The organism is Natrinema salsiterrestre (assembly GCF_029502005.1).
Lineage (GTDB): Archaea > Halobacteriota > Halobacteria > Halobacteriales > Natrialbaceae > Natrinema > Natrinema salsiterrestre.
The window spans coordinates 14718-37108 of the sequence record NZ_JAMQOT010000009.1; the positions used below are offsets into that span (position 1 = coordinate 14718).

The 22391-nt window shown below is 56.1% G+C and carries 17 protein-coding genes and 1 pseudogene; 10 read left to right on the top strand and 8 right to left on the bottom strand.

Going from position 1 to position 22391, the window contains the following annotated elements; all coding sequences use genetic code 11:
- Positions 1–1471 precede the first annotated feature (1471 nt).
- Entirely contained in the window at positions 1472–5269 is a 3798-nt protein-coding gene (locus NDI89_RS19640; RefSeq protein WP_277524086.1) for a carboxypeptidase regulatory-like domain-containing protein, read from the top strand.
- Between the two features lie 3 nt (positions 5270–5272).
- Here the strand turns inward: NDI89_RS19640 and NDI89_RS19645 are convergent, their stop codons facing one another.
- Positions 5273–5923 (bottom strand): hypothetical protein, encoded by a 651-nt coding sequence (locus NDI89_RS19645; RefSeq protein ID WP_277524088.1) that lies wholly within the window; start codon positions 5921–5923, stop codon positions 5273–5275.
- Positions 5924–6419: 496 nt separating this feature from the next.
- Here NDI89_RS19645 and NDI89_RS19650 point away from each other — a divergent pair, with 496 nt between their 5' ends.
- Positions 6420–7022, top strand: a complete 603-nt coding sequence (locus NDI89_RS19650) for an IS6 family transposase (RefSeq protein WP_277524090.1) — start codon at positions 6420–6422, stop codon at positions 7020–7022.
- A gap of 29 nt (positions 7023–7051) precedes the next feature.
- Here the strand turns inward: NDI89_RS19650 and NDI89_RS19655 are convergent, their stop codons facing one another.
- On the bottom strand, positions 7052–7690 hold the full coding sequence (locus NDI89_RS19655) for a metallophosphoesterase family protein (protein ID WP_277524094.1): 639 nt from the start codon (positions 7688–7690) through the stop codon (positions 7052–7054).
- 150 nt (positions 7691–7840) lie between these two features.
- Positions 7841–8782: a metallophosphoesterase family protein gene (locus NDI89_RS19660; RefSeq protein ID WP_277524096.1), complete on the bottom strand. Its 942-nt coding sequence runs from the start codon at positions 8780–8782 to the stop codon at positions 7841–7843.
- Between the two features lie 776 nt (positions 8783–9558).
- On the opposite strand from NDI89_RS19660, the gene NDI89_RS19665 reads away from it, so the two are divergent.
- Together NDI89_RS19665 and NDI89_RS19670 are read left to right on the top strand one after the other, a co-directional pair.
- Complete coding sequence (locus NDI89_RS19665) at positions 9559–10428, top strand: ParA family protein (protein WP_277524098.1); 870 nt, start codon at positions 9559–9561, stop codon at positions 10426–10428.
- Positions 10425–10850, top strand: coding sequence for a DUF7970 domain-containing protein (locus tag NDI89_RS19670; protein ID WP_277524100.1), 426 nt, complete (start codon positions 10425–10427; stop codon positions 10848–10850). The genes NDI89_RS19665 and NDI89_RS19670 overlap by 4 nt, the downstream gene beginning before the upstream one ends.
- A 323-nt stretch (positions 10851–11173) precedes the next feature.
- On the opposite strand, the gene NDI89_RS19675 is transcribed toward NDI89_RS19670, so the two are convergent.
- Both NDI89_RS19675 and NDI89_RS19680 read right to left on the bottom strand, forming a co-directional pair.
- On the bottom strand, positions 11174–12352 hold the full coding sequence (locus NDI89_RS19675) for a PQQ-binding-like beta-propeller repeat protein (protein WP_277524102.1): 1179 nt from the start codon (positions 12350–12352) through the stop codon (positions 11174–11176).
- A 6-nt stretch (positions 12353–12358) separates the two neighbouring features.
- The gene (locus NDI89_RS19680; RefSeq protein ID WP_277524104.1) at positions 12359–13561 is read right to left on the bottom strand and encodes a hypothetical protein; all 1203 of its coding nucleotides are present in this window, start codon (positions 13559–13561) and stop codon (positions 12359–12361) included.
- 503 nt (positions 13562–14064) lie between these two features.
- On the opposite strand from NDI89_RS19680, the gene NDI89_RS19685 reads away from it, so the two are divergent.
- Both NDI89_RS19685 and NDI89_RS19690 read left to right on the top strand, forming a co-directional pair.
- On the top strand, positions 14065–14604 hold the full coding sequence (locus tag NDI89_RS19685) for a DUF7342 family protein (protein ID WP_277524105.1): 540 nt from the start codon (positions 14065–14067) through the stop codon (positions 14602–14604).
- Between the two features lie 3 nt (positions 14605–14607).
- Entirely contained in the window at positions 14608–15066 is a 459-nt protein-coding gene (locus NDI89_RS19690) for a hypothetical protein (RefSeq protein ID WP_345781979.1), read from the top strand.
- Positions 15067–15102: 36 nt separating this feature from the next.
- Here the strand turns inward: NDI89_RS19690 and NDI89_RS19695 are convergent, their stop codons facing one another.
- Positions 15103–15441 (bottom strand): hypothetical protein, encoded by a 339-nt coding sequence (locus NDI89_RS19695; RefSeq protein ID WP_277524109.1) that lies wholly within the window; start codon positions 15439–15441, stop codon positions 15103–15105.
- 726 nt (positions 15442–16167) lie between these two features.
- On the opposite strand from NDI89_RS19695, the gene NDI89_RS19700 reads away from it, so the two are divergent.
- The 4 genes and pseudogenes from NDI89_RS19700 (at position 16168) to NDI89_RS19710 (ending at position 20632) form a co-directional block, all read left to right on the top strand.
- Positions 16168–17307 (top strand): tyrosine-type recombinase/integrase, encoded by a 1140-nt coding sequence (locus NDI89_RS19700; RefSeq protein ID WP_277524111.1) that lies wholly within the window; start codon positions 16168–16170, stop codon positions 17305–17307.
- Positions 17308–17621: 314 nt separating this feature from the next.
- Positions 17622–18002 (top strand): annotated as a pseudogene (locus NDI89_RS19705) (PaaI family thioesterase); the annotation flags it as partial.
- 189 nt (positions 18003–18191) lie between these two features.
- Positions 18192–18776, top strand: a complete 585-nt coding sequence (rdfA, locus tag NDI89_RS24090) for a rod-determining factor RdfA (protein WP_425607770.1) — start codon at positions 18192–18194, stop codon at positions 18774–18776.
- Between the two features lie 2 nt (positions 18777–18778).
- On the top strand, positions 18779–20632 hold the full coding sequence (locus NDI89_RS19710; protein WP_277524117.1) for an archaea-specific SMC-related protein: 1854 nt from the start codon (positions 18779–18781) through the stop codon (positions 20630–20632).
- Between the two features lie 89 nt (positions 20633–20721).
- On the opposite strand, the gene NDI89_RS19715 is transcribed toward NDI89_RS19710, so the two are convergent.
- Positions 20722–21207 (bottom strand): Lrp/AsnC family transcriptional regulator, encoded by a 486-nt coding sequence (locus NDI89_RS19715; RefSeq protein ID WP_277524119.1) that lies wholly within the window; start codon positions 21205–21207, stop codon positions 20722–20724.
- A gap of 146 nt (positions 21208–21353) precedes the next feature.
- Complete coding sequence (locus NDI89_RS19720) at positions 21354–22352, bottom strand: TIGR04024 family LLM class F420-dependent oxidoreductase (protein WP_277524123.1); 999 nt, start codon at positions 22350–22352, stop codon at positions 21354–21356.
- Between the last annotated feature and the right edge of the window lie 39 nt (positions 22353–22391).

Below are 22391 nucleotides of genomic sequence, written 5' to 3' on the forward strand. Positions count from 1 at the left end.
GACGAGCTTCGGACTGCACTCGGCGATGAGCAGGCTTCCGTATCGTGGTGCTGGGATCCAACGTTTCTGGAACTCGCTGAGTATGCGCGCGAGTCCGACGATCTCGACTCGCAATCACGGGCCTCCGTCAATCGGTATGGCGTGGCCGTGCCCGGAGTCGAAATAGAGGGGCCCGAAGGAGCCGTTCGCGTCCTCCATATTCGGGATGCCAACCTTGGGGCAGACATTCTGATCGACGGTGCTGACCTGACGATAGCCGAGGGGGGGAGCGATCTCTTGACGGATGTTCAGCCGACCGATAACGCTGAAACGTGGATCGAGGTGAAGTCATCAGTCGGCACGATGGACGGGTTCGAGCTGACCATCCCAGAATACGGCCGGGCGCGTGAGCAGCAGGACGATTACAGAAATACAGCGCGAAAGCCCACGACTTCAGTCGTGGGATGAAGCGCGCAATCTTTATCTAGTGTTGAATGATAATACTATGTGCCGAGGTCGAGGTAAGGATATGCACCCAACTGGGGAAGATGAAGCCCACTATCTCGCCCGGGGGTCGTACTGGCGCGACCCAGAACGCGGGTCGCCACGCAGACTGACGGACCCGCGAACCTCCCCAGTTCGTGGACCCCCCGTCCGTGACGGGAACCCCACGACTTCACTCCTGGGAGGACGTCAGTGGATCATCACGCTCTGTCGGGTTGGATCGTCTGACGTGTACATCGACCGGCGTCTTTGTGACATCGCTACGCTCTCTGATAATGGGAAACTTACTCTCTGGAAAGATGGCAACATTCGGTTCGACTACTAAAGAACAGTCGGAAGCAAGCCGTGCTATTCAGCAATAACTACGGATTCATCGAGAGCAGCATCGATGCCGGCGTGCCGGCACACCACTTGACTCCTTCCCGCGCCTGAAGACGCGGGAATCCCACCATGGGATTCCTCATCCTTCTGGGCGTGGGGAGGTCAATTAATCACCGAAGGTCACCGTCTACGGCGTCTCGAACGGAAAAGTCGGTCGTTATTTGATCCAGTCTACTCCAGAGCCGCTTGTTGACACTGCTCAGCTCGAGAAGATGATGAATGAGTTATTTGAGAATTCGAATAGAAGGAACACTCTGACGGAACCATTTGCAGATCGATAGCTACTCTACTACCTCGTAATGAGATGACGCGAAACCTCTAACCACGTCGGAGTCAGCTGGGCGGGACCGAAGGTCCCGCTGGAAGCCGGCAACGTTGCGATCGTGTCGACGACGAGAATAGCGTGGATTTGCTTACGTCGTGGCAGATAATGTATGCCTATATACATGTACGCAGCAGATATATGTATCCGGAACTGACAGTCACTGTCAAGAGGTAATTGGGGGATACCAAACGCATGGCACGTGCCGAAATCCGTTCGATAGACCCAGATGTTGGTTCGTATTCAACTGGTGAAACCGTTTCGACGACGGTAACGGTCGACAACGTGGGGGACGAAGATCACACCTTCTACGTCGGCTACACCGTCCACGGACCAGATGGTGACAGTTATGACAACAACGGGACAACAGGTACGCCGGTCTCTATCGACGCCGGGGGGTGGGACGTAGTAACCCTCGAGTGGGAAGTCGAAGACGACGCGCCAGAGGGGTCCTACGACGTGCAAGTCTCGGTCTGGAAGGAGAACGACCCCAATGAGTTGTACACTCGACTGGCCGACGAGTGGGCCGATAATGCGTTCGACCTCAGAGAGGAGGAACTCGAGGCGACGATCACCGATGTCAATTCAGAATCGGGGACGTTCACAGAAGGCGATATCGTCACGACCACCGCCGACGTCGAGAACACCGGAAACACCGACCACACCTTCTACGTCGGCTACACCGTCCACGGACCAGATGGTGACAGTTATGACAACAACGAGACGACGGGCACGGCGGTCTCTATCGACGCCGGAGGGTGGGATGGAGTAACCCTCGAGTGGGAAGTCGAAGACGACGCGCCAGAGGGGTCCTACGACGTACAAGTCTCGGTCTGGAAGGAGAGCGACCCCAATGCGTTGTACACTCGACTGGCCGACGAGTGGGTCGATAACGCGTTCGACCTCGAAGAGGAGGAGCTCGAGGCGACGATCACCGATGTCAACTCAGAATCGGGAACGTACGCAGAAGGCGACGTCGTCACGACCACCGTCGATGTCGAGAACACGGGAAACACCGACCACACCTTTTACGTCGGCTACACCGTCCACGGACCCGACGGGGGCGCGTACGACAACGACGAGACCACCGGGACCACCGTCGCGCTCGACGGTGGAAGCAAAGACTACGTCGACGTCGCGTGGGAGGTCGAACCCGACGCGCCAGAGGGGACCTACGACGTGCGGGTCTCGGTCTGGGAAGAGAGCGATCCGGACGCGTTGTACACGCGATTAGACGACGCGTGGGTGGACGAAGCGTTCGAACTCGAAGCCGAGGAACGCAGCGAGATCGACGCCGCAATTGCCAACGTCAACCCAGAACTGGGGACGTACGCAGAAGGCGACGTCGTCACGACCACCGTCGACGTCGAGAACACGGGAACCGCCGACCACACCTTCTACGTCGGCTACACCGTCCATGGCCCCGACGGGCGCGAGTACGACAACGACGGATCGACCGGCGGAGGTGCAGCACTCGATGCTGGCACATCGGTGTCGATACCTCTCGAATGGGAGGTCGAACCCGACGCACCGGAAGGGACCTACGACGTGCAGGTCTCGATCTGGGAGGAACGCGACCCTGACGAGTTGTACACGCGTCTCGCCGATGAGCGGGTCGACGACGCGTTCGAACTCGAGGAAACCGACGACGAGATCGACGCGACGATCGCTGGCATCGACGTCGATTCGGGGGTGTTCGACTCGGGCGACGTCGTCACCGCATCGGTCGATATCGAGAATACGGGCGAGACCGTGAACACTTTTTTCGTCGGTTACACGCCCCATGGCCCCGACGGAGACGAGTACGACAACGACGAGACGACGGGAACGACCGTCTCGCTCGAGGGGGGTGCGACGGAGGCGATGTCCCTCGAGTGGGAAGTCGAAGACGACGCGCCGGAGGGGAGCTACGACGTGCAGGTCTCGGTCTGGGAGGAGAGCGACCCCGACGAGTTGAACACCCGTCTGGCCGACGAGCTGGTCTACGACGCGTTCGAGGTGCTCTCGGGGGAGATCGACGCGGAAATCTACACGGTCGAATTGCCGTCGCGATCCGAACCGTACGCCGTCGGTGACCTCGTCACGACTGCGATAACCCTCGAGAACACGGGCGACGAATCACGTCGATTCGTTACCGGGTTCACCGTCGAGGAGCCAACACAGGAGTTCTCAGCGGAGTCTGAGGTAGCCGAGCTAAACGATTTCGCCCCCGATCTCATGGCCGACGTCAATCTCGAGTGGGAAGTACCCGACGGAGCACCAGAGGGAACGTACGATATTCATCTATTCGCCGAGGCGGCGAGCGAAGACGGTGCGGACGAGCGAGTCGTCGCGGAATCCACGGAAGAGAGCGCGTTCGAGGTCGCCGGCGACAGGCGTGCGTCGGTCACGATTCGAACGGACGACATGCGCGGCGAGCCAGTGTCCGGGAGTCGGGTTCGAGTACGCGCGGTCTCGGACGACTTCGACGATACTCGTGAGACCGGCCCGAACGGGGAGGTGCGGTTCACCGACGTCCCGACCGGCGAATACGATGTGACGGCCAGTTCGGAGGAACGCCACCAAGAGGAAGACGCCACAGTATCCCTGACCGGTGGCGAAAATCGACGAGTACTGACGTTTGATCCGGTCGATGATTTCACCGGGATCGTCCTGTCCGAATCAGGACACCGAACGATTCCTAACGCTGAGGTTTCGATTCCGGAACTGGACGAATCGACGCGGGCAGACGACCTCGGTCGATTCGAACTGGGGTCGCTCGTGCCAGATGGCCCGTACGAAATCGTCACGCGCGACGAAAACGGGGAGCTCATCCAGCGAGGAACCCTCCGGTTGAGTATCGAACGCACGATGACGATTCGGACGAATCAGATGCCGGAACCGCTCGATGACGAAACCCTGGGTGAGTACCTCGAGGAGGAAAACGACTTTCTATCGGCCGTGTTCCGCAACGTCGACCTCTCGGAGATCACCCTGAGTCCGGTACACTCTCGACCCGAACAATACGGCGAAATCAAAGGGTCGATCGCGGCGCTCCGGGATACCCTCGAGGGAATCGAGGACTTTCTATCAGCGCTGTATAATTTCGACCTTGGGGAATTCATCGACGCGCTCGAAACGGCGTACGAAATCGTCAGCAGCGAACCGGAGATCATCGCATATCTCATCTACGAACTGGCAGCGGCCCTGGAAGACGACCAGCGAGAAGACAACCCGTTCGAAGAGGAGACGCGGTTTTTCAGGGCGTTTCGGATCGGCTGGTATCGATACTACGTCGCGACGACTCTCGTGATTGAGTTCGCCGTCGGGAAAGGCATCGGCAAGGCGACCGACGTCGCCAAGAGCTCGGCCCGACTCTCGCGCGCGACCGACGAGTTCTCGACGGCGCTCTCACGGATAGAACATCCAAAGGCGACGCTCCAGGTGAGACAGATCGATCTGGCGACGCTCCGACGACCGGAGAACCCGGCGCGAAAAGTCGGGATCGTCCCGGTACACCTCCACGCCCAGTATCAGGGGATGGTGAACGCAGTTAAATACGTGAATCGGCGGACGAAAGGGAGTCTTTCGGCCTCCTTTTCCCAGCGAGGTGAACTCGCAGAGCGAATTCGAGCCGCACAACTACTCAGAGAGCGGGACATCGAGATGGTCGTGCCGGGACCCCAGAACTTACCCAACGATGCCCCTCCCGGGCTGTATCTCATCCCGAACTGGAAAAGCGGCAATCAACGCATCGGCAGCCCGGAGTTCGAGAATCTCCTCGTGCGGAAGAAATCCCCTGACGAATTCGGAGACGGCGAATCCGAGTGGGGAGTCGAAGAAATTCACGAAGTGACGCTGGAGTCGTCACCCAAGACACAACAGAAGCGAAACACGCTAAATCAGGTCATCAATGCGGCAGAACAGGGCGAGGACATCAGCGAATCGGGACTTCACGTGGACGCCTTCCGCAATCTCGATCTGGAGAGGGATATCGTGTATACGGGTGCGAGAAATCGGGGCTCGGAGTTCGACGATCACCTGCCGTACACGGACGACGAATTCGAAACTCTCCGGACAGACGTTAACGACGTCGTCGACTGACCGCTAGAGCACTGATTCAATCGATGTCGATCCAATGTCTGTCATTTCGTAGTGAAGGGTGAGAGTGGTCCCGGATACTTCCCACTCGACGTCCAGTTCCTCGATGATGTCGTTGTCACCGATTCGGACTGTGCCGTCAGCGGCGTCGAACTGCCGATTTCCGGTGATCTGATACCGACTCGTGGACTGATCGGCGTCGCCACCGTCGAGTGGCTGAAGTTCGGCCCCTACCAGCAGCCGGTCGAATACGGAGGCACCATTGATAAATAGCGGTCCGTTATTGATCGCGAGTTCGCTCCGGTTCTGGACCTCTCCGTCGAGCCCCAAGGCGACCTCTTGGGTGGATTCAGTGAAGTATTGATCCGCGTTCGACGACCGCTCGTCGAGTATAGACGTCTCGCTAATCCAAGAGTGATTTTCGGCGGGATCATACCGATACTCGATTCCTTTCCGTGGATCCTGCTCCTCGGCCCGGTACTTCTCGATGAATACCGTATAGTTCGTGTCTGCCACCGCTTCGGAATGCGCCTCGATCAACTGGGCCGGATTCACCGAGTTCGTCGACGTCGTGTCCTCGTTCGATGACTCTGATTGATCGGGATTCTCGTCTGAACAGCCGGCCAGACTTGTTCCGCCGATAACCGCAAGAGCCATACAGACCCTCCTTCGGGTCGTCTCCTTCTCGAGCAATCGCCTTCGCATACGTCTCATATTGTCTCAAACGAATAAATACTCTGGGACGGATATTCTCATTTCAGGTCGTGGATACGTGCCGTCACCCAGTGATACATTCCACCGACACTAGCATAGCTGAGTTTCCAATCCGAACGTTCAAGTTACATAACTGAATCCCTGCGTTTGCGGCTCGTACTCCACCGTGGCGATCCCTTTGTATCCTGTATTGAGCATATGGAGGGGACTCCCGGAGTCGGCTAGAATCTCGTATTCCCGCAGATGGGAATGCTCCGAAAGGGTAACCGCCGGCCGATGTACGCGAAGAGCCAACTTCAACGCGATAGAGCCGGCGTGTAGCCCCTCGAGGTCTGCCGTTCGTTCCCCGATCGAATGGTGCCTGTCGAGTTTCGTCCCATACGGGGGGTGGTGTTTAGTTAAGCGTGAAAAGTGAGGCGTGCTGATTTCCAGCTGGTTCATGGCAGAAATCGCACGCCTCAACGGTAGTAGCGGCTGGATTGATTTGGATTTTGTGGAGCGTGAGCGGACACCGCGTCAACTGATGGAGTTGGGTATTCGACTCCATCTGTCCGGACTATCGCTTTCGAATACCGTTCGAGAATTAGAGAAGTTCGGTGTCCAGCGATCTCGAAAGGCCGTTCACGATTGGATACACAAGTGTGATCTACAGCCTGCCACTGATGCGTCACCGAATCACGTTACGCTCAACGAGATGGTGATTCGAATCGACAATCAACAGTACTGGCTGTATGCTGCTGTCGCTCCCAACTCGAACGAATTGCTCCATATACGGCTGTTTTCGACAACTACGACCGCTCTTACAGAGCTGTTTTTACAGGAACTGACCGAGAAACACGACGTCGAGAACGCTGTGTTTCTCGTCGATGGAGCAAAACATCTCCAGACTGCACTCCGTCGATCTGGGCTCCGATTTCGATTCGAAAAACATGGAAATCGGAACGCTGCTGAACGTGTCTTTCGCGAGATAAAACGTCGTACCTCTTCGTTCTCAAACTGTTTCAGTCACGCACAACCGTCAACAGCTGAATCCTGGCTCTAAGCCTTCGCAGTCTGGCACAATGCTACAAACTAAACACGACCATACGGGGGCACGTGAGTAAGAAGTAGTGTCGGCGATGACGCCCTCTCGAGCAGCCGATCGAGTTGGTCGAATACCTGGTCGAGCTCCGCCAACTGGTCTGCAAGCACTTTGCGTTCTGTTTTACTGATGTCAAGTTCGTGTGCGACCCCGTTTTCGCCGATTTCGTCTGTGATGTAGTCGTAGAGGGCGTCTTCGAGTCGGGCGGCATTTCGATCGGCGGCGTGACGCCGACCCTCACTTTTGTTTCGCGGGTCGAGCGACTCGAACGCCCGACATTTGACTTCGGGTTCGGCGTCGAACTGGCCACAACCCCACCCGACGAGATCGACACCTTGCAGTTCGATGACGGTATCGTGGAGCACCTCCGTAGAGGGGAGTCCGTCGACCATGGACCGGTGATCCGGAAACGGATCGTGGTTTCCCGGAACAGTGTATACCGGGACTCCCAGATCATCGAGGGAACTCATGAACTCCTTTCCTGCAGCTATAGATTCGGACGTCGTCCTGTGGACGACATCGCCGACGGTGACGATACAATCCGTATTCGGCGGTAGTTCTAACTGTTCGTATGATAGAGATTTCCCGCTTGGTTTGAGGTGAGTATCTCCAAAGACGAGAAGACGCATTAGTATGAATCATATGTTAACATGAAAAAGATCTATTGATCTTTAAGAACTGATGCCTCGAAGATTGCTCTGTATCTTTTTGGTATTGTTTCGTGAACCGGTACGGACTCTGCCCCACTGCTACGCACACAGCGGACAGATGTCAACACATCACAACAACAGTTCGTCGACTCGGACGGTCCCAGTATCATCGACCGTCACGCTTGCGACGCCGGGTGCACCGGGGTTGTAGACGTACGTATGACCGTTCGCGGTCTCGACCACGGAGAAACCTTGTTGATGGGTGTGGCCGCTGATGCAAGCTACTGGTCCTGTCTCCATCAATGCGAGTCGAAGTCCGAGAGACCCGAAGTGGTACTCGCCGTCATGAGCGTGTGGCTTACGACGGTCGAACGGAACGGCGAACGGAGAGACGTGGCTGGCCAAGAGGACTGGTTGTGGCACATCTCGAATCGTCGCGACTATCTCTTCGAAGCGTTCCTCGAGCATCGCAAGTGACGTTCGGAAGTGATCCTCAGCATCTGTTCCCTTGATACCGAGCTGGTCGGCCAGTTCTGAACGGGTCAGAGAGCCCGTGATGTATCGACCTGCAGCTTCGAGAACCGTTTGGGCTACGGTATCGGGTGTCTCAGGTGTTTTGTCGTCGAGCGGTATGTCCGGGTAATCGGGTGTCAAAAGTGCTGACGGGAAGTCGAACTGTTTACACCCCCACCCGACGACGTGATAGTCCGTATTTCTGGTACCGATATCGGTAGACGCTCGATGGAGCGGCGTAACGGAGTCGAGTCCGTCGGTCAATCGTTGCGTGCAGGCGACCGGGTCATGGTTGCCAGGAATGGCTACGACAGGTACTTCGCAGGTGTCGAGGTATTCGAAAAACTCCCGACCCCGCTCCTCGTATGAGTCGCCGGCCGCAGGGGACTTTGCGTGGTCCCGGTTTTCGTCGATGACGTCGCCGATCGAAACGACGAGATCGTGTTCCGTGACAGGGAGCTCGGTGACGGGAAAGGACTCGCCGGTCGGACGGAGGTGTATATCACCGACAACGAGAAGATGAATCGACCGGTCGACAGTGGGTGAGTCGCCAGTCATGCCCCTGAAACGGATCCCTGCCAATTCTTACTGTTCTTGCCTCGCTTGAGGCGGCTACCGTGTTCGCCATATTCTGTCGGCAAGACGAAATGATACCGATATTCTATATGGGAAGCTCTCCTTGCTTTGACGGACTCTCGAATGTGGTTACCGAGTTTGACGATGATCGTGGTATCGAAGTTAAGCCCAGAGATGAGGTAGACCATATGATGCTTTGAGACCGTGAGGTAGTCAATCCTTCCCCAAAGCAAGGGTGTAGTGCTTCGATAAGGATACAAAAACGAGATTGGAGTGGTTTGTACCTGTCATGCCGGGGGATCACTCGTTCTATGGTCGCAGCGACTGATTCGAATTAGAATTGCACTCCGACGCGAACCTGACTCGAGGGCGTTATAATTGCTAGATGATACCTAACAAACGGTCAGCTCGATCGAGTTGGCAGTGTTGTTCATTCCGAGCTGAGATTCTCCCCTAGAGCGGGTACAGGTTGTACACATCTTTGATGAGACCAGAATCTATAGTTCTAATCTAAGATCCTTATCTAAGAGTCTTATCTACGTCACATAGGTGTCTGACTTAAATATCTATCTTTGATGTATTTCTTACTGGTGGTCCACCCCAGAACCTGCACGTTAGGGGGCTAAACAAGCTGAATATGTTATCTGGGGTTCTCATCTAAGAATCTTAGATTAGTGTCTAAGATATCTTACTCACCTGTCGTTCTTACATACCTTGTCTTGCGAACTTTCATATCTCAGTAACTCCTCGGAGATAGTATGCTCTCATACACGGTCTACTCCGAAGCAGGTGGCGTCGGAAAAACATCACTGACAGCAAATTTGGCGGCCGCGCACGCTCGTGCCGGCCTCAAACCGCTGGTCGTCCCGCTAGATCCGCAGGACGGCGATCTCAGTCGACTGTTCGGCGTCGACGATGATCGAGCAAATAGCGACGCGGACAACCTCGTCCGGCACATGGTCAACGCACCGAAGGGACCCTTCGAGAGCCTCGTCCGAACTGCGGGGGGTGTCGATATCATCCCGGAGCACAACATGCTCTCGGATCTCTCGGATCACCTCGCTCGGGAACAAAAGAAGGCTGAGGACTTCGGTGACGCGTACAACATCTACGCACAGCTCCAGCGTGTCCTCGCAGACGCTGGTATCGCGGATCACTACGACGTCTTGATCTGCGATCCGCCGGCGACCGAGTCTGACCACCTCTACAACGCGATCTACGCGACGCGCAACTTGGTGATCCCAGTCGAACCGTCGGCGAAGGGCGAGGCCTCCGTCGAAGGCCTCGAGGAGCTCGCGACGAACTTCGCCGACAAGCTGAACATCGAGGTGGGCGTGCTGGCTGCCGTGCCAAATGGCTTCAAGAATACGAACGACCAGCGCGACGTCATCGACGCGATCGAGTTCCCCACGCCCGAAATCATCGGTGACCGAACATCGATGCTCGAGGGATGCTGGCGAAAGCAGTGTTCGGCGTTCCAGTATGTCCAAGAGCACCGTAGTCGTCAACGTGACTACGAGATCGAGACGCTGGCCCAGTACGATCGGATCGCACGCTATCTCGAGGACGAGTCTGACGTCGAGGCACCGAACCCGCCAGAACCCGGCACGCTCGAGGTGGATGCATGACCGGGTTCAAGAGCGGGAGTGCTGGGGATCCGTTCAGCAATAGCGGTGACAGCGACGATGACAACGATGACCCCAGTGACCCTGAACCGTCACCGACGGACGATACGGAGCCCCGTGCCGAGTCCAGTGTGAACCGTGACCAGCGCCGAGACACCGATCGCACTGAGTCACCGTCAGTCGGCAACGGCCTCCCCTGGATCTACGAGCGCGACAGTATTACCGACGGGCGCGCAAAGACAGTGCAGCTCCACCTGCAGCAGTCGACGCTCGATCGGCAGCGTGAGGCTCGGACGGACGTCGGTAACGTACTTGGAGAATCAGTAAAAAAAGCTGATCTTCGTGAAGCTGCCCTCTTGGTTGGCCTCGAGCAGATCGACGAGGTCGCCGATCAGCTTCGAGAATGGGGCTACGATTTCGATTAAACTGCCTCTGGGTCAAGTCGCTCGAGATACTATCTCACGGACTCTCCACTGAGAGCAGGCTGGGTATCTCATGGTTAGCCTCAAGCGGTTCTCAGTTGTCATCTCAATATCGGACATCACGAACCCCGGCTGCCCTGAGATCCATTATAGCCGGGTTTGAACCCACTCTTGCACCACCCTTGAGAGCAAATTAACCGATTGAACCGCGTGAGCGACTCGTCCTCGGAGTCAAGCAACATTTTATTGGGAGTAGATCTGTCTTAGATGTCTGTCTTAGATAAGAATCTCAGATGTATGTGGGACTAGGGAGGTACCGACACCGGTCAAGAGAACCGGACAAGATCCGATCCGTTGACTGCGTAGAGTCCCTCGCTTGATGCGGCCAGTTCTGCGTTCATGACCGTATCGATCTCCCACTGTTTAACACCTGTTCGTCGGTCGATTGCCGCTAACGTCCCGCCCGTGGGAACATACAGTAGTTCGTCCCCGACGATTGGAGCATAGAAGGCACCGCCTGCTACTGGTGTTTGCCAGCGAGGTTTGCCTGTCTCCGCGTTGAGTGCGACGACTTTCTTGACAGTCCCAGTCGGAACGTATACTGTCTCGTCCTCGTAGACGCCGACCATGCTGGACAGCTCGTCGAGAGCGAGGTCGTGTTGCCACGCTGTCTCTCCGCTCGTAATGTCTACTGCCGTGACGATTCCGTTAGTCGAAGCACTGTACGCGTGCCCGTGGGCGACCACTGGCGGTCTGTATGACTCCCCAACAGTATCGTTTCGCCACTGGCGCTTGCCCGTCGCAGGGTCGAAAGCTTCGAGCCGCCCTTGATCGTTCGCTGCGATCATCGCATAGAGGGCGTTCTCATCGAGTGCCAGCCCCTGGACGCCGGAGTTGACAAAGCGTCGCTGTCGACGGGTACCGGTCGTGAGGTCGTACACCCGGATGCCAGGCCAGGTGAACAACCGTTCGCTATCCATCACGAACGAGCCAGTTCGGCCTGCAGAGCCCGTATTCTGTCTCCAGTACAGTTCACCGCTCGCAAGATCAATGCAGTGCTTTTTGTGGAGACTCTGCACGTAGACGGCACCACATCCGATCGTTGGAGTGTGCCTGATGGGCCCGTTGGGAGTATACTCCCAGAGTCGCTCGCCAGATGCGGGGTCGACCAAGGCGAGACCGTTCCGGGTTACGGTCACGATGCCTGTCGCTGTGACGAGGGGAACGAAGTCAGTATGTCGCGTGTAGACGTCAGCGGCGATGGTTGTCCGTGTGGGATCGGACCTGATCGGTCCAACGGTACTGGAATGGCCAGTATTTCGGTGGTCTCCCTGAAAGGTCAGCCAGTCGCCCGTAACGGAGGAACACTTCTCAAGCCCGTCGCCAGTAGCCGACACAGTGTCAATCTGGGAGTCGGAACGGGAATCGAAATCGACACACCCGGCACTACCCACCGCTATTGTCGAGCACGCGGCGAGCAACCGACGCTTCGAAACCTCCGTCATATGGTGTTAGCAGTATTTGAGTTCGAATGTTTTGTCGTGGGTCACGGTTTCGTAGGCTTCGCAGCCGATTGGCCAATCACAGTCAGGTTCTGCGTACGGATTCCGCCACGTGGCATCGAATTTTGCAGAAAGCGCCGTGATGTTTGCGTTGGGACATCGCGGGATCTCCTCCAGATTACACCAGCAGACACTCATTGGTTCCCAGTATGCTCGGTGATCTTGGACGTCGTCGCCGAAGCACTCCATGTCCCACTGACACTTCTCGATCGACGAACTCGTTTTGTTCGTGACGTCGATTGCGTCTTGTGAATATGTATAGCCGATCGATCCATTTACTCCGGATGGAAATCCAGCAGAGAAACTGTATGATCTACTGTCAATACTCTCGTCGGGATCGTTATGGGGAACGTCAGCCTCGTACTCTGCGTTCAGCTGTCCACTTCCCCAATCGTTGAACACCTTTTCTTTCCGATTCCGCCAGAATTTACCGTCTTCCCAACGTCCTTTTTCATGTTTTTGATGGCCAGCTTCCATATCATGTTCCATCTGCATCGCATGGTGTCCAGTATTGGTGTTCTCCCTGTGTATTAATTCATATCGAATGATACCCGCAGGCCGCCTCCATACGGAGGACGAGTCGTTCCCTACCACCGACCAGTTCTCTACGTCTTTCTCAATTGTTGGGTCATCTTGAGACTGGGTCGTCAGATCGGACACAGTCACGGGAGTATCGGTTTGGTAGGTCAAGTCTCTATTCGCTTTGCGATCGGCCTCGCTGTGGAGGGTAGTGATGTCTTGGTTGAGTTTGTTCTTTGAGAGGTAGTAATCTTTTTCTTCTCCCTGAACTGGATCACGGACCATTCGTCCGGTATGTTGGACAGGAGTCCCGTTCGGGGTGATCTCGAAATTATAAGCGTAGATCTCACCGCTGACCTCATTCGTTGAAGGGAGCGAGAAGACGAGGTTCGGGTCTGAAAGCCGTCTCTGTTGTTGCCATTGTTCAATTGCCTCGGTCCGTTTGCGTTCAATTTCTTCCTCTGCAAGCGGGTCACCGATATTGCGTCGAATCTGGATCGTGTGTGCATTCAGCGACTCCGATGAGGCGCCGACGAGTCCAGCACCACTCGCCAGTAAAGAACCAGAGAGCGCTGCACTACTGATGAACTTACGTCGATTCGTCAATCTTCGTGATTGTGAGTGTTCAACCACAGTAGACACATTCGAATAGCTAATACTTATATTTTATTCTAATAGCTATAATATATTGGATATCAGGGATGTGCAAAAATCTCGACCTAGAAGGACTTTATTCCCCCCTGAGACTGACAACAGTCTTCGCGCGCCGCGAACACATACACTCAATAGAGCCTACCGACGAAGAGGACGCCGAGAAACGCGACATACACACGCCACAGGGGTTTTCAGGGACTTCCTGCATCGATACTTTCACCGTGGGTTCACGGTAGTATTGACTTAATTCTACTCGCCAGTCGATTCGATCGACGTCCACCCCGTCGCCGCCCGGTAAGCACGAATCGTGGAACCATCTTACGATGCTGCTTCCCTTGGGTAAAGCCGCCAATACCGCCAAAACCGGTCTCAGAGTTTGCTCTGGCCCACCTCAGCCAAAGTCGAGGAGATGGCGAGCCAATAATTTCGATATAGGACTAATTACCTCAACCTATATTAAGATAGAGCACGAACTGAATTGCATGACCGAAGATGGATCGAACTCCGAGGGCCTGATGAAACGCCAGACTACGGGCGAAGACCGTGTTCGGATGGTTGTTCGGCAACTATCTGAGCCACGGACAGCCAACTGGATCGCTTCCGAGGCGGGCTGGTCACACGAGCCGACCAAACGCGTCCTCGAACGGCTCGTCGACGATGGCATTCTCCATCGTGACGAAAGCGGCACCCATACGACGTATTACCCTGATTACCGCCGCCAAGCGATGCAGGAGGCAATGCGGCTACGGGACAGCGGTCACACCGTCGAGGAGCTCACGGACCGCCTCGCCGAAATGAAGGCACAGATACGGGACTGGGGGGACGAATTTAATGTCGAGTCACCGAACCAGCTTCGCGGGACGCTCGCTGACGAGACTCTGGATGCCGACGAGGAAAATCGTCGTCGTGAGATCGCATGCGAGTGGGAGCACCTCCAGCGGCGCATCAAAATTGTCGGGTTCGCCATCCGTGAATGGGATTTTCTCGCTCCGACGTCAGAGTCGACTGAGGCCAACAGCTAACGGATGTCGGTCCCGCATCCGGGTAGCGACCCGAACGCGAATCTCTACGCCCTGCTGAAACATGACGTCCTCGACCGTATGCCACAAATCAGTTTGGTCGAATACGTTCCCGACGATATCGAGGCCAAGCAGCTGCGAGCGAGTTTCGATCCGGTCCGCCTTGACCCCCCGACAGGCCCTGATTCGCCAGAACTGACTGTCAAGTGGTATCGGCAGGACCCTCATGATTGGTTTCGAGTCAATTACACTGACCCAAATACGGGGTTTCACGCTGGCTGGCACCAAGATGAGGACCATCCCGCTCTCGGGCGGGCGCATTTCCAATACTCTGCCGCCGATGAGGAGAACCGCTGGGGAATTACATTCGAACACGAAACTCCCTCCCTGATCCTCTGGGAAATGGTCGACGAGCTCCTCGAGGATGTTCGTCCGACGTACCAATACGCGAACGAGGAATCATGACCCCCGACGAGACACCTCGAGAACGTGCGCTATAATCTAAAGCTGGTCGATTGGTTTGTTAATGATCTCGAAGACTTCGCTTGCACGGTAAAAACGATTGCGCTTTTTCCTAGTGAGTTCTTCGAGTATCCCGTCTTCTTCGAGCTGTCCAACGAGTCGATTCTCCGTACTGTATTCGACATCCAACCAGTCGGCTGCTGTGTTCACGTCGAGGTATGGATCTTCGAACAGTTGCATGACCAGTTGGAGGATATTCCCCGATCGCTCGCTCTGGTAGCGCTGTTGGTAGTCCTCTCGAAGATCGACCGTTAAGTTCGCTCGTTGATGAGCCTCGTTATCTGTGACTGCACACCACGCAGAAAGAACAGCAACCACTCTTCCCACTCACCACGCTGACTGACTGCCAGTAGGTGATCAACGTACTCCGAGCGTCGTGCATTGAAATACGAACTCAGGTAGAGAAAGTGAGTCAGGCAGGAATGCCGAATATGTTCCCTTCGGTGTCGTCTTGGGCACGATTTCACAGGGAGCTGCCTCATCGAAGTCATCTCGCTCCATTAGTGGTATCCCTACAAATACGCTGGCCATATTGGTATTTTCGGTGCTAAATCAAAATAGCGTGGTGATTGATTGCACTGTCACAACTACTCGAGATCTCTGGGGCTGATAACACGCTGCCGAAAAAGGAAACAGGAATCAGGTAGTGGGGGAACTATATCGTGGTAGCGCGGCGTCTGAGTGGCTACACTATCCGGGCTCTCAGAAATCTCCGAGTCAGTTACCAAACCAACAAGAACGCCCGTTTGGAGAGCGTCTGAAGCAGTTTCCGCTCCCCGGTTCGGCTGAAACCGCGCATTACAGCCTCGCTATACCTGCTGTAGTCTCAACCCCGCCCCACAATTTTGTATAGCGATATTTAGTTTATTGATTAGAATTCGGCCGTTTTGTGGCTTCTATCCGGTGTTATTGTTACAATAGGCCCGATACCCAATCACACTTGATTAGCTCAATAATCAAGTGTGGTTTTATGAGTGTCCACTCCCTCTGTGAATCACGAACGATGGAATCCAGCAAGAAATCGGCTCTCGAGGGTGATCGGCCGTGAATTCCGATTCGGCGGCGGTCGCCGACCCGCTCGAGGAGTTCCTTCGATCGAAATCGAAAGGTGGCGAGAGAAGTGGGAACTACCGACGAAACCTCGAGCGCTGCGTCGAGGACTTCCTCGAGTGGCTCGAGGAAGATTCTCAGTCGGGGGAAACGTTCGACGACTTGGACGAACGAACGTTCCGACGGTACGCCCGTGAGCTCACGGGACGGGATCTCGCGCCGGGAACGGTTCAGACGTATTACGCACAGGTCAGCGCCTACGTCGGCTGGTGCGTTCGGGAAGGGCTCCTCGAAGCGAATTACGCACAGCGCAACGTCGCAAAGGAACCGCTTCCGGAGAACGACGGACGTCGATCCGGGGATCAGCAGGCCTGGACCGATGAACATCGACTGTTGATCACACGTCACGTCGATGCACGTGCTCACGATGCTGCCGAGGAAAAAGGGCTGGATGCGATTAGAGAGTTCCGCGACCGGGCGCTCGTCTACGTCCTGTGCTACTCCGGTGTTCGCGGGGGCGAAATTTTCGCAGACCCGAAAGACGATCGCCGTACTGGGCTTCGGTGGGATGATGTTTCTTTCGAGGACCGGAAGATGACCGTCCTCTCGAAGAAACAAGACTGGTCCGATCGTTCGCTGACTGAGCAGGCCATAAATCCTATGCGACGATACAAAGATTTGCTCGATCCCGCTGCCGATGACTGGCCCGTATTTCCGACGTTTCACCTTCCGACGCTCTACGAGACCCTTCGGACTGGACTCCGGAACGAACACGGATGGTCAGAAGAAAGAATCGAGCCGGTCGTCGACGATCTCACCGGCCAGCTCGAGGTGTTTGAGGCCCTTCGGGAGTACGAACTGGCACCTCCCTCGATCAACACTGATGGCGCTCGTCGGATCATGCGACGGCTCTGTGAGGACGCAGATCTCGAACTCGAGGGGAAACACGGGTATCTCGCCCCACACGGTGGCCGACGTGGTGCCGGTGAGGTGATGGTTCGACAACGCGGTTTTACTGCTGCTGCCCGTCTCTTAGACAATAGTGAGGAGGTAGTCCGGGACTCCTACTCTCATATCGAAGCGAAAGAAATGGCCAAAGATGCAGGTGATGCGTTTACTGAACACGATTCATGATCTGGTGGTGTAGGAGACGGAACACTCTGTACTGGTATCAAGCTTTACCTCGGCCCAGTAGGTCAAGGAACTCACTCTCGTAACCAGTTTAACCTCTATGAATGACTAATTAGATCTGGTCCATACAACCGTTAAAGCTAGCGATTTTCGACATTGACGCTCAGAAACCCCACGCATAATGTTTTAATTCAGAAACCTCTCCTCAACGAGCGAGTCCGCAGGACGAGCGAAGTAGGTGGGTAGTTCATTCCTGACCTGAATACCGCCTCTCTTTGACCCAGATGCTTTTTATCTCAACGTTGAGATCGAACCTGATGGATCCATTCACAATTACGGACTCAAATCCGTTCGCACAACTCCTTGGGATTGAATTGATCGAAGCGGAGGAGGGATATGCCGAAGCACGACTTCCGTTTCGCGATGAACTCTCGTCGAACCCCCACACCGAAATCGCACACGGCGGTGTGACCTACGCGCTGGCGGACCATGTTGGCGGGATGGCGATTGTTTCTGCCGCCGAAGAAATCTGCCCAACAGTCGATATGCGCATCGATTACCTAGCACCGGCACGCAGCGATCTCCAAGCGATCGCGACGGTCGTTCGAAATGGAGGCCAGGTTGCCACGGTTGATATCGATGTTCACGATGGGGACGATACCCACGTGGCGACCGCTCGTGGCGTCTACAAGGTTGGGCGATCATCGACAGATTCGACCGATGAGAGTCCCTGGTCGAAAGGGCATGATGAAAGAGAGTGACGAAACCAGATCAGTCCTGTGCGCGCAGTTTTATGACGATATTATCGGTTGAGACATGGATTACCGAAAATCATTCAAGGATCTGAACCACCGTTCTTATTTATAGCGCGTGAAAATATACGCTCGATGAGCGAGTATGGATGTAAAGTCTGCCGAGTATTAGACGAGTACGGAATGGAGCGCTACGAGGAGCAACTACTCGAGCAGTGGCAAGCAGACGCCTCTCAGCGGAAGGGATATCGACAACTCGCTGAGTGGTTCAATACTCTCATGTTGCGCCGCGAGATGGATCGTGCGGGCCTTTCGACGCTCGGTGATGAAGCAGAGTCCAAATACGATCGGTTGCAGTCGGACGAAGCGGTCGCAGCGGAGGTCGCAACAGAATTAGAAAATGCAGGGATTCCGATTAATACATTACGGGACGATTTCGTTTCGTACGGTGTGATCCGAACGCATCTGAAGGAGTGTCTCGAGTCCGATGTCGATCTGTCGAGCGGGGACTGGGAACGGAATGCGATCGAGATCTCACGGGACCATGCGACCACGAAAATCGAAGAGGCAGTCCGATCGCTCCGAAACAAGGGACGGCTCACCGCCGGCGGCGACGTGAGTATTTCAGTTACTGTCGAACTCGAATGCGAGAACTGTCACGCCCGCGTTCCTTTCGATCGGGCGATCCGTCGCGAATACATCTGTCGTTGCGATGAGTAACCATGACTGACCGAACACTTCACCTCGAATTAGAGAATATCGGCGGCATCGAACACGAAGAGCTATCGATTACTGCAGGCCCCACGTTCATTCAGGGTCCAAACGCCGCGAACAAGAGCTCGTTCCTCAAGGGACTGCTCTTCGCACTCGGAAGTACGACGGTTCCGATCCGAAGCGGGGCCGACGAGGCTCGCGCGGTGCTTTCCTCCGAGAATAAACGCGTCGAGCGAACCGCTCGACGGACCGACGCCGGTATCGAGACGGCAGGCGAGGCGTGGATCACGGATCCCGAGGAGATCACGCTCCTCGAGCGGTTCGCGGGTCTGTTGGAGACGAATTCGCTCAGAAGCGCCGTCGCTCGGAACGAAGACATCGAATCGCTCCTGAAAGAGCCGATGGACATCGAAGCGCTCGAAGAGGAACGAGCGTCGAAGATGGCTCGAAAGCGGGAGCTCACGACGGAGATCGAGTCGGCCGGTGACGTCGACGAGCGCCTCGGGGACCGAGAACGGGAACTGACGGAGAAGCGCAACCGACTCGACGAACTCGAGTCGACCCTTGAGGAACTATACGATGAGCAGGACACCACCGATGCCGACACCGACGACGTCGTCCAGGAATTGCGAGACGAACGAGCCGATCTACGATCGGACGAAACCGAGTGTGAAACTCAAATAAAACAGCTCGAAGCTGCTATCAATCGCCTCGAGGGGCGACGCGACGAGATCGAAGACGAGCTCGAGGAGGCTCGTGACGCCGTCGATGAGAACGATATCGAATCCCTCAAACAGCAACGCGAGTCCGCTCGCTCCGAACTCGACGATGTGACGAAGCGTCTCGACGTACTGCAGTCGGTCCTCACCGCGAATCGTGAAATGGTCGATTCCGAGTTTGCGGGCGTACTCGGCCGCGAAACGGGATTGATGGGCGACGAAGTGACCTGCTGGACGTGTGGCCGATCAGCACCGGTCGAGGAACTCGAGGAAACGCTCGAGGAGCTGACGACACTCGTCACGGAGGACAAACGCCGAAAGCGCGAAAGAGAACCGGAGATCGAGGCGCTTACCGAACAGATCGAGGAAGTTCAACGCTCGAAAACGGAAATACAGCAGCTCGAAGCGGAGAAACGGGACGTTGAGCAGAAGCTAACGAACCGTCGTGACTCCCTCGAGGAACGACGTGACCAGCTAGAGTCGATTCGGGATCGACTCTCCGAACTCGACGACGAAATCGCCGATCAGGCGGCCGACCAGCGCTCTGAACAGTCGGAGCTCACCGACGACATCGAAGAGACACGAGTCGAAATAGAGACGCTTCGACGGGAGATCACACGACTCGAGGAGACCATCGATTCCCTCCGCGAAACCCGCGAAGAACTGGAACGCAAACGCGAGAAGATCGACCAACTCTCCGACGAGATCACCGCTTTAACCGACCGGATCGAAAACCTTGAAGACGAACTCCGAGACGTGTTCAACGAGACGATGGACGAGCTGCTGGACGCGCTCGAATTCGAACGCATCGAACGTGTCTGGCTCGACGGCGAGTTCGAACTCGTGATCGCTCGGGAAGTCGACGGCCGAACACGATCCGACTCGATCGAACATCTCGCTGAGAGTGAGCGAGAAATGATCGGACTCGTCCTCGCACTCGCCGGATTCGTCACGTACGATGTCGACGCGGTGACACCGGTACTGGTTCTAGACTCACTGGGTGCGTTCGACGCGGAACGGACTCGCCGGTTGGTCGATTACTTCGCCGACGAAACCGAGTATCTGATCGCGACGGTTCATCCGGAATCGACCGTCGATACCGCGTTTGATACCGTGACGTTCAATCCACCAGTACAAAATTGATTCGATATTTAAAACTATCTCGCTTTCGTTATTCCGATACCGGTAACTTTTGGCCAGTGTAACCCGAATGCTAGAAATCTAAGACGGTATCAGTAAACGGGCAGGTAGTTCCTGATATTCACGGCGCGGTCCGTTTCGATGAAGTGATCGATTTCAGTCACCGAGTCGAGCGCCTGCATCTGGACGAGGAGGTCGTCGATCTCGGCGTTCGATTTCGCGGTGGCGATTCCGTACAGGTCGACGGTACCGAACCCTTCGGCGACGAACCAGAAGTCCATGTTCGACATCTCCTCGAAGACGTCTCGTTTCGAATTCGCCTCGTCGGCGGTTCTGGCTGTGACGAGGACGATTTCCCAGCTGTTGCGTTCCGGCCGGGGTAAAAAGAAACTCGTCATATTCTCGAGCAGCGATGTCACACGCCGGCGGACGCCTTCGCTGCTCAGATCGATATCGTATTCGGTTAACTCATCAGCGATATCCGCATACGGGCTCCGTGGATCGTTCGCGAGTATTTCGAGGATCCGTCGATCGATCTCGTCTATTTCGAGGAGGTCATCGTCAGAGTGATCCGCCATAGTCGAACACTGTGTGTACCAACTATTAAAATCTCTAGATGGTCACCGATCGATATCGCCTACCGAGTTGTCCCAAGCGGTACCCGATCGGTTGATCACCACGGATCGGTTGGCAGAACCAGAGTCGCGATCGACCGGTGTATCGGCTACGGCGCTAAGGCGGTCATCGTCTCGCGTACTTCCTCAGGTCCGGCACCCCGTGGGAACGAGACGTTGACGGCGTCCAGTCCGTTGAGATCGACGAATTCCTGCAGTTGGTCGCGAGCCTCCGCCGGCGTTCCTGCGGCCCCCATCTGGTCGCGCAACTCCTTCCGTACGAGCGTCGTGGCACGCTCTTTCTCCCCCTCCTGCCAGGTCTCGTAGATCTCGTGGGCGACCTCCTCGTACCCCTGCCGTGCGAGGTTGTCGCGATAGAACGTCCCCATGCCGCCGATATAGAAGGCGATGTGTTGAGCGACGAGTTCGCGGGCGCGTTCGCCGTCCTCGAGAGCACAGCAGCCCACAGCGAGCGTCACCCGGAGGTCGCTGGAGTCTCTACCACTCAACTCAGCTCCGCGTCGGAGGTCGTCGAGTCGCTCTCTGAGGCCGTCTCTGGTGTAGTTGACGGCGTGCCAGCCGTCGGCAAATCGTCCGGCGAGTTCGACGGCTTTCGGGCCGAGCCCCGCCGCGTCGACCGGTGGCGCCGGCTCCGGTGGGTCACAGCGGAGTCGGAAGCCATCCAGCGAGAAGTACTCGCAGTCGTAGGAGACCGTCTCACCGGAGAGAACCCGCTGGACGATCTCGATCGTTTCTCGCGTTCGACGCAGCGGATTGCCGAATTCGATTCCGTGCCAGTTCTCGACGACGAGGGGCCCGCTCGGACCGACGCCGAGGCGAAACCGACCGTCACTGGCCTCCTGCAGCGTCGCGGCCGTCTGCCCGAGCAGCGCCGGCGATCTGGAGTAGATATTCGCGATGCTCGATCCGATCCCGATTTCATCGGTCCGTTCAGCAGTGGTTGCCATCGCCGTGACGGCGTCTCGCCCCCAGGTTTCCGGGAACCAGACGCGGTCGTATCCCAACTCCTCGGCGGCGACCGCCTGATCGACGATGTCCTCGAGCGTTGGCTGTGCGCCGACCGGCAGAAAGACGTCCCTATCGGTCATGGTTGTCCCGTGTTTTCCATCAATAATAAAAGTACACGA